The organism is uncultured Microscilla sp. (assembly GCF_947493425.1).
Lineage (GTDB): Bacteria > Bacteroidota > Bacteroidia > Cytophagales > Microscillaceae > Microscilla.
This window is the reverse complement of the sequence record NZ_CANLRP010000191.1, coordinates 1-15,542: the sequence shown is the minus strand read 5'-3', so window position 1 is coordinate 15,542 and position 15,542 is coordinate 1. Positions and strand designations below refer to the sequence as shown.

Annotated in this window: 8 protein-coding genes and 1 tRNA gene; 5 read left to right on the top strand and 4 right to left on the bottom strand. The window is 37.1% G+C overall.

Annotated features, from left to right (window positions below):
- Window positions 1-233 precede the first annotated feature (233 nt).
- On the top strand, window positions 234-3,032 hold the full coding sequence (locus Q0954_RS28695) for a two-component regulator propeller domain-containing protein (protein WP_299463549.1): 2,799 nt from the start codon (window positions 234-236) through the stop codon (window positions 3,030-3,032).
- 22 nt (window positions 3,033-3,054) lie between these two features.
- On the opposite strand, the gene Q0954_RS28690 is transcribed toward Q0954_RS28695, so the two are convergent.
- Window positions 3,055-4,884: an MBOAT family O-acyltransferase gene (locus Q0954_RS28690; RefSeq protein WP_299463546.1), complete on the bottom strand. Its 1,830-nt coding sequence runs from the start codon at window positions 4,882-4,884 to the stop codon at window positions 3,055-3,057.
- Between the two features lie 264 nt (window positions 4,885-5,148).
- Between Q0954_RS28690 and Q0954_RS28685 the strand changes: the two genes are divergently transcribed.
- From Q0954_RS28685 to Q0954_RS28675, 3 genes are all read left to right on the top strand, one after another.
- Window positions 5,149-7,182, top strand: coding sequence for a tetratricopeptide repeat protein (locus Q0954_RS28685; RefSeq protein ID WP_299463544.1), 2,034 nt, complete (start codon window positions 5,149-5,151; stop codon window positions 7,180-7,182).
- A gap of 187 nt (window positions 7,183-7,369) precedes the next feature.
- Window positions 7,370-9,157, top strand: a complete 1,788-nt coding sequence (locus Q0954_RS28680; RefSeq protein WP_299463542.1) for a peptidase — start codon at window positions 7,370-7,372, stop codon at window positions 9,155-9,157.
- Window positions 9,158-9,422: 265 nt separating this feature from the next.
- Complete coding sequence (locus Q0954_RS28675; RefSeq protein WP_299463540.1) at window positions 9,423-10,094, top strand: DUF6272 family protein; 672 nt, start codon at window positions 9,423-9,425, stop codon at window positions 10,092-10,094.
- 78 nt (window positions 10,095-10,172) lie between these two features.
- Here Q0954_RS28675 and ispG read toward each other — a convergent pair whose 3' ends face one another.
- The gene (gene ispG / locus Q0954_RS28670; RefSeq protein WP_299463537.1) at window positions 10,173-12,167 is read right to left on the bottom strand and encodes a (E)-4-hydroxy-3-methylbut-2-enyl-diphosphate synthase; all 1,995 of its coding nucleotides are present in this window, start codon (window positions 12,165-12,167) and stop codon (window positions 10,173-10,175) included.
- 167 nt (window positions 12,168-12,334) lie between these two features.
- Complete coding sequence (locus Q0954_RS28665) at window positions 12,335-12,775, bottom strand: lipocalin family protein (protein ID WP_299463534.1); 441 nt, start codon at window positions 12,773-12,775, stop codon at window positions 12,335-12,337.
- 479 nt (window positions 12,776-13,254) lie between these two features.
- On the opposite strand from Q0954_RS28665, the gene Q0954_RS28660 reads away from it, so the two are divergent.
- Window positions 13,255-14,859, top strand: coding sequence for a DUF4139 domain-containing protein (locus Q0954_RS28660; protein WP_299463531.1), 1,605 nt, complete (start codon window positions 13,255-13,257; stop codon window positions 14,857-14,859).
- A gap of 479 nt (window positions 14,860-15,338) precedes the next feature.
- Here the strand turns inward: Q0954_RS28660 and Q0954_RS28655 are convergent.
- Window positions 15,339-15,411: transfer RNA gene (locus Q0954_RS28655), tRNA-Met, on the bottom strand.
- Window positions 15,412-15,542 lie beyond the last annotated feature (131 nt).

Genomic DNA, 15,542 nt, shown 5'->3' with positions numbered 1-15,542 from the left:
CTGTTCATTATTGCTAAATTTTGCTCACACAAAGATAATAATTAATTCCACATTTATTTATTGCCTGGTACACTAGGCATGTATATTATTTACTCAATGATCGTCAAAGAGGTTTTTGGGTAGCAAGCTCTCATGGGCTTTTTTACCTTGACAAAGCCAAACAAAAATATACTGAATACTTTTCTCCATTTAATGATACAAAACTTTCGGGCTTTCATAATGCAGTAGAAACAATGATGCAAGACCCCAAAGATGCTGCGATACTTTGGTTAGGAGGACACCATGCGGGGTTGTTAAAGTTTAATACCGAAACCAAGCAAATAGAAGAAAGGTTTACTCACGATCCTAAAGATAACCAAAGCATTACTAGCAATGCCGTATGGAGCTTGCATGTTGACAAAAAAGGCAATTTTTGGGTAGGTACAAGTAAAGGCTTTAATAAGTTTGACTTACAAACAAAAACATTTACCCGGTTTGTACACCAGCCAACTGATCCACTCAGTATTTCGGGAAATAATATACAAGATATTTTTGAAGACAAGGCGGGCACTATTTGGCTGAGTACTTTTGATGGAGGGATTAGCTCGTTTAATCCTTACCTCAATAACTTTATGCATTACAGCGATTTTGAATACAACAACAGTAGAGTAGGAGCATTTTGTGAAGATAAGGAGGGAAATATTTGGTTTGCTTTGGGGAGGGGCAAAGCAGGGTTGGGCAAGCTCAACCGAAAAAAGAACACTATTCAATTGTTTAGACCAAATCCTCAAAGTAAGGCAAATAGTGTAGGTAGCCGTGTAACCAATGCTTTATTAACTGATGTAGATGGTTCTATTTGGGTAGGTACTATAGGTGCAGGTTTAGACCATTATGATCCCAAAACTGGTATCTTTACGCACTATTTACCTGATCTTCAAGGCACAAAAACATTACGTTCTCCTCACATAGGGTCGTTACACCAAGATAAAAACAAGCCAAATATTGTGTGGGTAGGTACCCGTGGCGGAGGTGTATTTAAATTTGATAAAACGACCAAAGAGTTTAAAGAGTATCGCCATAATACCTTTAAGGATAAACCTAACCTGGTGCATAATACAGTAATTGACATTGTAACCGATCATAAAAAGTGCTTATGGTTTGCTACTCGTGGAGGGTTGAGCCATTTTGACCCAGTCACTGAAAAGTTTACCAATTATCGACATTCGGCCAAAAACTTACAAAGCCTTAGTAATAACTATGTGACATCATTGTATTATGACAAACAGCATAGACTGTGGGTAGGCACTCGCAATGGATTAAATAAGCTCAATCTGGACAAAGTGTATAAAGGTACAGTTACATTTCAACATTATACTACCAAGCAAGGACTTCCCAATAGTGTGATTCATAAAATAGTAGAAGACAGGCAAGGGTTTTTGTGGTTAAGTACCAACAAGGGTTTGGCAAGACTGGACAAAAAAACAGGTAAAATACAGGGCTATGATGAAAAAGATGGGCTACAGGCAAATGAATTTGCTACTGGAAGTGGTTTGCTGGCTTCTGATGGGGCAGTATTGATGGGGGGCTTTAATGGATTTAACTTGTTTTACCCCGAAAAACTGAACAAGAACAATTACTTACCCAATGTGCTGCTTACCGACTTTCAAGTATTTAACCGTTCTGAGCCAGTTACCAAAAATGGCAAACTTACCCGTCCTATATGGGCTACCGATACTATAGAACTTTCTTACGAAGATGAAGTGATTTCATTTGAGTTTGCTGCTTTAAACTATATTTTACCTGAAAAAAACAAGTATGCCATCAAGTTAGAAAATTTTGATAAAGAATGGCGATACATTGGCACCAAGCATTTTGAGACTTATACCAGCTTGCCCGCAGGTACCTATGCTTTTAAAGTAAAAGCCGCCAATAATGAAGGAGCATGGAGCAACAAAGAAACCCAATTAGTATTAATTATACACCCTCCTTATTGGGCTACCTGGTGGTTTCGCCTGATTGTAATCTTGTTGATAGTGAGTTTATTGATGGTGGGCTATCGTTTTAGAATTAATATTATACAGGCTCAGAAGAGAATACTGGAAACTCAAGTCAAAGAACGTACTACTGACCTACGCGAAACTAATGAAGAGTTGCAGCAAACCAATGAAGAATTACAAACGACTTTGGCACAAGTAAAAGAGAAAAACTTGATCATTCAGGAATTTAATGAAAACATTCGCGAAAGCATTAATTATGCTCAACTCATCCAACAAGATATGCTACCTGCCTTGAAAGATATTCACTACTATTTGCCTGAGTCATTTATTTTTTATCAGCCTCGCGATATAGTGAGTGGAGATTTTTACTGGTTTTCTGCCATTGATGGCAAAGAATCGCACCCAAATAAAGCAAATTTAACTACCCAGCACGATCAACCACCTTCTGTAGCAAATGCTGATAAAATAATTATAGCCGTGGGTGACTGTACCGGACACGGAGTACCAGGGGCATTTATGTCTATCAAAGGTGCTGTATTACTCAATCAAATTGTGCAACTGCAAGGCATTGTTTGTCCTGCTGAGATCCTCACCGAGTTAGACAACAATATCCGCCATTCGTTGAATCAAGATGAAACGAGTAACCGTGACGGCATGGATATAGGGATTGTAATGATAGACTTTGCTAACCAAACCCTGGAGTTTGCCGGAGCCAAAAACAGTTTGATTTATGTAAAAGATGGAAAACTCAATGAAATAAAGGGCAATATATTACCTATAGGAGGATACCATCAAGAGTACAAGCGAGATTTTTCTAAAACTGTCTTACCACTAGAACCTGACACAAACTATTACTTATCATCCGATGGGTACAAAGACCAGTTTGGTGGACAAACTGGCAAAAAGTTTTTGAGAAGTCGTTATAAATCCATGCTACTTGACATTTGTCATTTACCTATGCAAGAGCAGTCCAAAGTAGTAGAGCGCACCTTTCTGGAATGGAAAAAAGACCACGCTCAGGTAGATGATATATTGGTGATGGGAATCAATATTTAAGTAGACCCTAAACACAGGAACGCTAAAACTGAAAATAAATGAACGGTTTAACCGCAGAAGTGCTTGCCTGGTATAATACAATGACTACAATGCTAATAATGATGGCTTTTACAAAGTCAGGCATATTTGTAAAGCGTTCGTTTAAGTTGTTTTTTAAGCGCCTTGGCAACCAGTGGATTGCATAAGCTAGTGCCATCAAACCAAATACATCGGCATAACCCTGCACCATTTCGGGTATTTTTGCAAATTGAAATGCATCAGTCATCTGGGCAAATATCTTGTCAATGGTAGCCATATCCTGTGCCCTGAAATATATCCAGCAAAAGCACACAAAATGAAAGGTAATCAGTTGCCCCATAAAGCGACCAATAGCCGATGGTTTTTTGCCCTTACTTCCGGTAATATCCATCCAAAACTTGTGCAATGCAAGTGCCCCTCCATGCAAGGCTCCCCAAATAATAAAACGAGTATCTGCTCCATGCCAAAGCCCCCCCAATAGCATAGTAATGGTCAGGTTCATATAAGTACTTACCGACTGTTTTCTTTCGGGGCGAACCAATAGTAAAATCCAAAACAATATAATGACACACAACAATCCGAACGAATACCAGGCAGCATTTACAAAGGTATTAGCGGCAAAGGTAGCACCCACCAAAACACCTATGACCCCAATAAATTTCATTTCTGGAAAAGCCAGCGAAAGCAACCAAATAGTAATCAACATCATAAAAAACATGAAGTTGAGCCCAGTCCAGCCATCTATCAATAAAAATATTAACAAAATCAAAGGTACGCTTATATAGGTAAACTTGGACGCAGAGCGGTTGCCACCCAATGAAATGTACAAGTAGTCGCGTAGCCACGATGACAAAGAGATGTGCCAGCGTCGCCAAAAGTCGGTAATGCTGGTAGAACTATAAGGAGAGTTGAAGTTAATATTGAGCCTAAAGCCTAACAGTAAAGCCAAGCCAATGGCAATGTCTGTATAGCCCGAAAAATCGCAATATATTTGAATGGCATAGCCATAAACTGCCATGAGGTTTTCAAACCCAGAGAAACGTTCAGGACTGGCAAAAACCCGATCAACGAAATTAGTCGATACATAGTCAGAAATAAGTATTTTTTTGACCAACCCATTGATAATAAGAAAGATGGCATACCCATATTCTTGAGCATTGAGTTTGTAAGGTTGGTAAATTTGAGGCACAAAATCTGCCGCCCTTACGATAGGCCCTGCCACTAATTGAGGGAAAAAACTTACAAAAAAACCAAAATCTAAAATATTATCTACTGGTTCTATCTTACGGCGATAAATATCCAGTGTATAGCTAATGGTTTGGAAAGTGTAAAAAGAAATGCCTACTGGTAATATAATCTTGCTAATGTCTAAACTGGTGCCAAACCAACCGTTGGCCGCTGCCGCCAAATAATCTTGCTTGACTACATCTGCCCCAAACGAATTAATTATATCGATGAAATAAAAGGTGTATTTAAAATAAGCAAGTAACCCCAGGTTAACCACCAGGCTAAGAACTACCAACCAGGTACGGGTAGGTTCATGGGTACTTCGGTATACTTTTTCGCCAATGTAGTAATCTACAAAAGTGGAAAACACAATAAGGAAAAAGAAAAAGCCGCCAGTTTTGTAATAAAAAAACAAGCTAAACGCCAGCAAAAACATATTACGGGCAGTAATACGGGCATAAATGAAGTAATATACCACCATAGCCACCAAAAAAAACGCCCAGAACATAGGATTACTAAATATCATGGGATTTTGGGGGTTGTACACAAACCAAGAAGAGATTTGGTCAACAAAAGAAGTCAAAAAGATGGCTATAAAATTCAACATACCTCACTAGAGTTTATCAAACTAATTCGCTTTTTATTTCCTACGATTGTGCTTCTTACTTTTGCTGGGGGTAATGGTTAGCCAGAGTGGAAACAGGCAAACGTTGGGTAAGTGCCTGTATACAAAACACCTGCAAAGAAAAACAGAACCTTTGAGCTATGCAATAGTTTTTTAGCAAATTCCAGATAACATCTATTTTAAATCTTTAGAATGATATATTTGGATACAATATATTGCTTTTCAACTCAAAACATAAACTAAGCCATGATGCGAAACAGCCTCTTTTCTGTTTGTCTAATTTGTTTTTTAGGTTTACATACTATACAAGCACAAGTACACGAAAAACTTGTCCTAAGTAAAGATGGTAAATATGTGTACACAGTTACTGGAAGTGTATTTAAAGCTTTTGAAGACCCAATATATGAAGGTGAAAAATATTGGGTCAGAACTAACAAAGTCCCCGTAGGAATGAATGTAATTTTAACTAACCCGGTAAATAAAAAGAAATGTGGTGCTGTAGTGGTTGATTCTATGAAGAATTTGTCTGTAGGAGAAGAAGATATACTTCAAACCAATGGTGCAACTTTAAGAATGTTGTACCCTAATACCAATAATTTTTTTAGAAAAGAAATTCAGTTAAATTACATCACCCCTTTAGATAGCTTATTGAATATAGCTGCGAAATCACCCTTGGAGGCTAAGTTTGACCGTTACAAAAAATTAGCAGAACGTTTTAAAAAATATTCGCCCAATGACTTAGGCAACCTTCCACCCATGGATAGTTTAAAAGTATTGTCACCTGTTTTGCCTGTCAGTCAAAAACGAAGTTTATACAAATTTATGATGGATTTTTTTGCTGAGAAAGATCCAAGAAAAAGTGTCAAGTACATCAAAAAACTATTGACCATTTACAAAAAAGAAGGGAACAAAGAAAAAGAAGCAGAGTATTGGTTACGTTTGGGTAAAACAGTGAATGCCTTAGTAGATAAAACACAAGTAGACTACCGGAACAGCCGTAGTTTGAAAGACCCTGCAAAAATAGCTGCTTTAATAGCTGAAAAGTCAGGGTATAATGCAAAAGACATCATCAGATGGAACCGTTTTGGGGGGTATTTTGATCCTAACTTTCTAAGTTATATGAAAGTTAAGTTTGATTTGTACCCTCACCCAGAGCAGCTTTCTGATAAGGAATACCTGAAGTACCTTGAAATAAGGCAAGCCCAAGGTCAGAAAGATAAAATAGCCTGGGCTTTGAAAGAATTAGGAGACTTATATCGCATAAAAACTGGCTATGCCAAAGCAGAGGCATACTATTTTAAGTTAATAAAATTACGGGAAATAGGAGCTGATAAGGATAAGTTAGTATGGGTATGGGGGTATATGGCTGATTTTTATTGGGAGCAAAAAAAATATACTCAGGCAGAAACGTACTTTAATAAAATACTAGAGCTACGTAAACAGACTAGAGACTATAGACGGGTAATATGGGCTTTGGGAGGGCTACGTTATCTACGGTATAGTCAAGGAAAATTAGACGAAGCACTAGACTATCAAAGACAAGTTCTGAAGTACTACGAACAGCTGAATAGAGAAGAAAGAGGGTATATACTCTCAGCAGTAGTGTCTGGTTATTTATGGGCATTTCCTGATAAAAAAGAGCTAATATTAAGCTACTTGTTCAAGTGGTTTGAAGAGATTAATTCAAAAAATAAAACTGCTCAAAAATATAATGATGAGAGTAAGGCTCTAAGCAAACAAATAGCCAATATTGCCCAAAGCATGGGTAAATATGAGTTAGCAGCAGAGCACCTGGCAAGAGCCATTGCTGGACAGAAAAAGTCACTTCGCCAATTAAACACCATCAATGATATTGCTTTTTTGTACCAAAAAGCAAGGAGGTATAAACTAAGCAAAAAGTATTATCAACAAGGACTAAAGAATACTAGAAAGGCTAAGTGTAGAGTGCTTGAAGCAATTCAAAATTATAAGTTGGGGTATTTTTATGATGCACAGTCAAGCCCCCAGAAGGCAGAAAAATACTATAGAAACACAGTGAAAGTACTGCAAAAAATAGATGACAACTCTTTACAAAGCAATCAGTCTAACCTGTTTGCTGACTATGTTTTTAAAGGAGATACTTATCCTTACTTGTTTGTTACCTTAGGTGATATTTATTACGAGCTGAAAAGACGTATACAAGATGCAAAAGTTTCAAAACAATTTTTAGAGCATTGTATTCGTATCACCAACAACCTTAAAATCAAAGAATACTTCCGTATATCACTTCAAAGAAATTAGTTTCAATTGTTGATTAGGCAAAGTTGTGAGGTTTCAAAAAGCATCTTTTGACAATCACTCATAAGTATTAATAGTTATCTTTGAGTTACAGTTTATGTGTTTGAAAACAATATTTACCTAATATACAAGGGGAGATGCTTATTGTATATTTGTAAAAACTTAATTATTTCACTCAACTTATTTTAGTATGATAAAAAGAATTATAGGGCTTGTAGTTTGTTTAACGTTAATAGGTGAGCTATATGCACAAAACCTCGTATATCATGTAAACCTAAATGACCGTGCTGACGACCAGTTTAAAGTAACCTTGACTATAGAAGGTAAGACATTGTCAAAGCAAAATGCCATCTTTCAGTTTGCCTCTACTGCTCCTGGTACCTATCAGGTAATGAATATGGGCAGGTATGTTCGAAGTTTCAAAGCGTTTAATAAAAAAGGAAAAGAGCTGAGCACCAAACAGCTCAATACCAATCAATGGGAAATAAATAAAATAGAAAAAGTACGTAAAATTCAGTATAACATTGCCGAAACCTGGGATACTCAAGTAAGCGAATACCCTATTTACTTGATGTGTGGAAGTTCATTAGAAAAAGACCATGCCCTGATCAATGGGCAAACTGTTTTTGGCTTTTTTAAAGGAATGCAAGGTGCTCCCCTTAAGATAAAACTGGACTACCCTCAAACTTGGAAGGTAGGCACGGCGCTTAATAAAGATAGCAATGGCTATTTTAAAGCAAACAGTTTCGACCACATCGTAGATTCTCCTATTTTACTGGGACGTTTAACCAAAGCTAGTACTATGTTGGGTAAGGTTCCAGTAGAGATATACACCTATTCAAAGACCGATAAAATTACTTCTGAAAAATTACTTAAAGGAATGAGTGATATGCTCAAAGCGGCGCAACAATTTTTGAAAGAGCTTCCAGTAGATCGCTATACCTTTTTATACCATTTCGAAAACCGTTCGGCAGGTGCCTGGGAGCACTCTTATAGTTCTGAATATGTATACCGTGAGCAAGACTGGACACCTGCTTTTGCCCAACAAATGTCAGATGTAGCTTCTCATGAGTTTTTTCATGTAGTTACCCCATTGAATATTCATAGTGAGATCATCGAAAAATTTAACTTTGAAAAGCCTACCCCTTCCGAGCATTTGTGGTTATACGAAGGTACCACCGAGTGGGCTTCGCATATTATGCAGTTGCGTTACGGTTTAATCAATTTAGACGATTACTTTAAAGTACTCCATCGCAAAGTATTGGTAGATAACAAATACTATGATGCCAACTATAGTTTAAGTAAGTTATCAATGACTTCTTTTACTAAAAAAGGGCAACGTCAGTATGGCAATGTATATATGAGGGGAGCGTTAGTAGCAGGCTTGCTCGATATACGATTACTTGAGCTTTCTGGTGGTAAAAGAGGATTAAGGGAAGTGGTGCTTGAGTTGGCGAAAAAATATGGTAAAAAACGAGCTTTTTCTGAAGAAACTTTCTTTGATGATTTTGTAAAAATGACCTACCCTGAAATTAAAGGCTTTTTTGAAAAATACATCAAGAATGCTACCCCTTTGCCTTACAAAGCGTATTACAACAAGATTGGGATCAATTATTATGACACAAAAGACCTAGGTTTAAAGGCTGGGCTTAAATACCGGGTGTCTGGCAGGGGAGGTAAACTTACCATTGTTCGCACCCAAGACGATACTCAAGATCAACTGAAGGTAGGAGATGAAGTGATTGCTTTAAATGGCAAAGCTTTAGATGCCAATACAGGATTAAAAGCCTTTGGTAAATTATTGAAACAACCGTCAGGTACTGCATACCTTCTTAAGGTCAAGCGCAATGGTAAAGTATTACCCGTAGACTTGAAAACGTTTGCCATAAAGGATATAAAAAACTATTATTTTGAAGTGAACCCGAAAGCATCTGATGCTCAAAAAAAATTAAGAGAGCGTTGGTTGAAAAACTTTTAGCAAACCCTTTCTTACATTGTTATAAAAAACGTCACATCTCTGGTAAAAAGACTAGAGGTATGACGTTTTTTTTGTAAATTTGAGAAGAGCGTGTTTACTTGATTTAATATATGTTGAATAGCAGAATAGAACTTACAATCAAATGAAGTCTATTTTCAAACTTTAGGAAATGGATATTAAACATGGAACGTAATTTGTAAATTCTTTCACTAGCCAAACGAATCATAAATAGATAATGGACTACATCGACGAATTACGTAAGACAATGGCAGAACATAAACTAATCTTCATGTATGAAGGTGAGTTTACTCAAGATATAATTTTGTCTTTACTAAGAGTTGCTGAAAAGAAAATGAATGCTTTAGGTGAAAACCTAAAAGTAACTCGGAAAGTTTTCAATGTAATGACAGAATGTTTACAAAACATCGTAAAGTACTCTGATCAGATTCCAGCTGAAGCTGTTCAGGCAGCTAATACCGATACTGAAACAACCACTGCTGAGCCTAGTGATTCAGTTTCTTTAAACCCCGATACAAAACCTGCAAACGCAGCTGATGTAGTCACTACTGAGGAAGACGAAGCCGAGGAAGAAACACCAGAAGTAGTCGTATATGAGCCACTCTTTATTATAGGTCGTCGCCCTGAAAACAAATACGCAATTGCCACTGGAAACATTATCTTGAACGAGAAAATAGAAGCCATGCAAGAACGTCTTGACCTGATCAATGGTTTAGACAAATTTGGTTTGCTTAAATATTACCAAAAAACAGTAAAGGCTAACATGAAACGTGACAAAGACAAAGAAACTGACTTGGACAGGAACAGTGCTGGTTTAGGCTTTATTGATATGGCCAGAAAGTCAGGCAACAAGTTTGGTTATGACTTTAAACCAGTCAATGATGAATTTTCTTACTTCTACTTGTTAGTGACAGTGTAATTCTTTAATAAAAAACGCCATAAGAACAGCTCTCATCAACCACTCTTACAGCGCATATTGATTTTGTGTGACTTAATATTAATTTTCCGAGGTTCTCTCCAACCATCTCCCATCTTCACGAATCAACTCTATTAGTTCGTCTACAGCATGTTCAGAAGGTACCCCTCTTTTTACTACAGTTTTGCTTCTGTATAGAGTGATTTTACCCTTGCCAGAGCCTACATAACCATAATCTGCATCAGCCATTTCACCAGGGCCGTTGACAATACAACCCATAATGCCAATTTTTACTCCTTTCAAATGATCTGTACGTTTACGTATCATAGCAGTAGTTTCCTGTAGGTCAAACAAGGTTCGCCCACAAGATGGACAAGAAATATATTCTGTTTTGGTCATTCTGGTGCGGGCAGCCTGTAAAATACCAAAGCTCAAGTTATTGAGCTGGTTGATTTGTTCAAGCAACTCATCTTTATTCTCTGCTTGTCCGTTTGATAGCATAATACCATCACCCCAACCATCAATTAACAATCCCCCTACATCTGTAGAAGCGTATAACTGAACAAGCTCTATATTTTCTTTGGCATAATCGCGTTTAACAACAACTGGTAGTTCTAACCCTTTCTCCATAAGTTCAAAAAATACTCGGCGGAGCTCCGCCATCGCGTGGCTATTGTTAGTAGACAAGATAAGCACCAGGTTGTGGTCATTTTTGATACTTTTGATCAAATCTTCTGAAAAGTCACTCCATTGAACGTAAAGAAAACGCAAGGTATCGCCCAAGTCAGTAGCTGTAATATATTCGTCGATGGTTAATGCAGGGGAGCTTTGTTCTTTTTCCTTTTGCCAGGTACTATAGTCTTGAATAACTTTTAAGCCATTGGGCATCATAAATGGGATGAGCTGTTTACCCAAATAAATATAATCAGCTCCCAGGTCATTCATGCCCCACTTGTCAAGCTCAGGTAAATAATAATGCCCAACACTCTTCAAGTCATCTACTTGTAGGTGATTTATTGTACTATAATCTGCAATTACCCTGGGTACATTATCATGCCCAAAATTACTTACTTCTTTCGTCGTACGTTTTTGATATACATAAGGAGAGTATTCTATTGAAGCGTTTTGCCAGTCAAAAGGAGTGATAGGCGAGTGGTTGGCCCGGTCAAGGTAACGATCAACCAATTTTTTTCCCACAGGCATTTCAGCTTCTGGTTCCTCTGTAAGCGATACCCTTACAGTATCACCCAGACCATCTTCTAACAAGGCACCTATACCCATGGCTGATTTTATCCTGCCATCTTCCCCTTCGCCAGCTTCAGTTACTCCCAGGTGCAGAGGGTAGGGCTTCAAGCCTTCTTCGTCTAGTTTTTGAACAAGTAAGCGATAAGCTTGTACCATTACTTGTGGATTACTTGCCTTCATTGAAATAACAATATCATGATATGCCAAATCTTCGCAAATACGTAAAAACTCAAGTGCTGACTCCACCATCCCCAGAGGCGTATCTCCATAGCGGCTCATGATACGGTCAGAGAGAGAGCCATGATTGGTACCAATACGCATCGCTGTTTTATTAGCTTTGCACAGTTTTACCAAAGGCTCAAACCGTTCTCTTATTCGCTGAAGTTCTTCTTGATATTGTTCATCAGTATATTCTATAATCTCAAACTTCTTTTTATCAGCGTAATTTCCAGGGTTTACCCTTACTTTTTCTACTATGCCTGCTGCCAACTCAGCAGCATTGGGTGTAAAGTGAATATCTGCTACAAGTGGTGTTTGGTGACCCTTGGCTCTTAATCCATCTTTGATATTCTGCAGATTTTGAGCTTCCTTGATGCTTGGTGCTGTAATACGTACATATTCGCAACCAGCATCTATCATTCTTATGGCTTGGGCAATGCTACCCTCAGTATCCATAGTATCTACAGTAGTCATAGACTGTACCCTAATAGGCTGCTTACCTCCAAGCGGTACATTTCCTATATTTACTTCTACAGATTGACGACGTTTAAACTCTGTAAGTGATTGGGTGTAGAGTTTTCGATAAAGAGTTGTTTCAGCTATACTTGACATGGGTAAATTTTTATTTCACTGAATTAACTACGAAGGTACATAAAATGTTGGAGGCTTGGTAAATAAAATGGTGCTAAGCCAATGGTGGGAATGTAAAAAACCCCGACCAAAATGATCAGGGTTTTGTTGTAAACTTTATAGGATGATTATTTAACTAAAAATATGTTTTATTGAATCTTAGTATATGTATGAGTTTCAATGTGTGTATCTATCTTGATTTCGGCCACCAATTGATTGGTACCAATGCTTTTCAATAACATGGTTTTGGTAGCTTCATTACCTGCAAAAGTCAATTCCTGGTCATTATCGCTAAGCGACCATGTTCCTACATCATTTGTTTCATTAGCGTTACATTGTGTAACTCCATTGTCAAAAACATAAGCACCATCGCCCTGTATTTCAAGGGTGTTGTCGTTCTCACAAGCTTTAATTGCGTGATTTTTACTTTTTACTATGCGTTTGGTTAATTTCCACTTTCCGGCAATTACATCCTGTACCGAAGAGTTTTCTCCCATATTAGCAAAGTTTAATGTGTTTCCACCAGAACCGCAAGAGGTAAATGCAAATGCAAAACCTATCATACATAAATAAATCTTCAACTTTTTCATAACAATAATAGTGTTAATAAATAGCCCACAAAGGTTAAAATAATAATTGTTAAAAAGTAAAGATATTATAAGAAGTTGTGTTTATAGGAAATGGTATTTTTACCTCATTAAAAGGGTGAGGGTAAGAAGTTTCTTTGAGATGTGTAGTTAGAAAAGTTATATAATTAAAGTAACGGGCATACAGCGATAAAGTTTAACACATGTAAGAATAAGCCCGTGTTTTCATATAAAAACGAAATGATACTTATGAGATATAAATAAAACAGTGTATTGTTAATATTTTGTATATCAAGGTTTTAAAGTCGTGTTGAGCTGTGTTTTTAGGAATTTTAATTTATTACCTACTCCCTTTTTACAAACAGCTTGTCTTGTAAGTGAATTTGACCCAAACGAGTAGTTTGTCATAAAAACACAAATAACAAAAAACTATGAACACTTTACGAACAACCATTTTAACCTTCATGTTAACGCTAGGCCTAATGGCAAATAGCTTTGCAAAAACCCCCATAGATGGAGAAAAAGCCATCAAGTCTAAGATAAAAGAGGTAACCGTATTTTTAAATAGAGCTCAAGTTACCAATGTTGCCAAAGTATATATAGCTGCAGGTAAAACTAAGCTGGTTTTTGAAGGGTTATCCACCAAAATGGCTAAGCAAAGTTTGCAGGTATCTGCTAAAGGTAATTTAACCATTATGTCAGTCAAACACCGCATCAATTACTTGAAAAGTTTTTCAAAAGCACGCCGTATCAAACAGCTGGAAGATTCAATAGAGTATTTGAGTGATCGTATTGCCAAGGTAAACATTGAAAAAGAAGTGCTCACCAGTGAAGAAAAGATGATTTTAGCCAATAAAAAAATGGGAGGGCAAAAAGGAGTAACCGCCCAGGAACTTGCCGAGATGGCAGCTTTTTATCGCAAGCGATTGTCAGAAATTCGCTTTGCAGTGCTACGTCATTCAAAAAAGTTGAAAAAATACCGTAAGCATTTGAATAAGACAAAGTATCAGCTACGCATTGAAAATAAAAATGCCAATAAGCCTACCAGTGAGATTATGGTCACGGTTTCAGCAAAAACCGCCATAAACGCTGATTTTGAACTTAATTACATAGTAATGAATGCTGGTTGGAAACCTATCTATGATCTAAGGGCAAAAAACACCAACAGCCCTATTCAGTTAAGTTACAAAGCCGAAGTATACCAAAATACGGGCATCGATTGGAAAAATGTAAATATTACCCTTTCTACTGGTAACCCAACCCAAAGTGGTTATAAACCAAATTTAGCTCCTTGGTATGTAAACCTTTATTACCCTCGTCCTTCTTCAGGTGCTTTCTACAACAAACGTTCAGCTGCTCAAAAAGTACCCTCTAACTATTCGTTAGATGAAGTGGTGGTGACTAAAGGAAGAAGAAAACTTGCAAAAAAAGAAGAAAGTAAAACCATTGCCAACTTTACCAAAGTAGTAGAGTCCACTTTTGCCACTAAGTTTGGTATCTCTATTCCTTACAGTATTCCTTCTAATGGACAGCCTCAATTAGTAGATGTAAAAAATCACACCTTAAAGACTATTTACAACCGTGGTGCAGTGCCTAAGCTAGACAAAGATGCTTTTTTGATGGCTCAGTTGATAGATTGGGAAAAGTTTAACTTGCTGTCGGGCAAAGCAAATATTTATTTTGAAGGAACATTTGTGGGCGAAACCTATCTGAATGCCAATAACACTAAAGATACCCTGGCTATTTCACTAGGACGTGATAAGCGAATCATCATTGACCGTAAAGAGATTAAAAACTATAGCAAGAAAAAGTTTTTTGGCTCCAACATAAAACAAACGTTTGGGTATGAAATCACGATGCGTAATACTAAAAATGAACAGGTAAATATTACCATTGAAGAGCAAATACCAGTATCTAAAAATAATAAGATTACCGTGGAGCTTTTAGAAGCAAAAGGAGCAAAAGTAGATGCTAACACAGGCAAGGTAGTATGGAAACTGACACTTAACCCCAAACAAACCAGCAAGTTATATTTAAAGTACAGCGTGAAATATCCAAAAAAGAAAAGAATCATATTTGGCAATTAAGCCCCAGTTATACTATGTAACTGCAAATATAATGTATCATTAATTAAGCTGTAATTACGAGCAATGAGTTTATTTTAGAATTAAACACATATTGGTAAAAAGCTCACTCTTTTAGGGTGGGCTTTTTTTGCGCCATAAAAAATACGCTTGTCTTGGGGCCAAGTAAGTATGATACTAACGTAGTATTCTTTGGTGAGTTGTAAAGAGGGGAGAGATCATAAGTCGTCAAAGAACGTAATAAAAATTTAGTTCTTAGGAATTGTTCAAAAATAAATTTACACTCTAAGGGGTGATTTTTCGCCTTGATACTTCGTTATTTTTATTGCCCGTAGCGCTGCTATGGGCGCAAAAAATAGCCTCGTCTCAAAACAAAACCTCTACCTCAAGAATGGTAATTTAATTTCTCACCATTCCTTAGGATACTATAAAATGAAGTATAAAAAAAGCCTGTAAGTTCATACTTACAGGCTTGTACTTAGTAGCGGAGACAGGACTCGAACCTATGACCTCCGGGTTATGAGCCCGACGAGCTACCAACTGCTCTACCCCGCGATTTAATTGGATGACAAAGGTAAGATATATTTTAATCTAATCCAAATATTTAAAATAAAAAAAGCCTGTAAGTTCATACTTACAGGCTTGTACTTAGTAGCGGAGACAGGACTCGAACCTATGACCTCCGG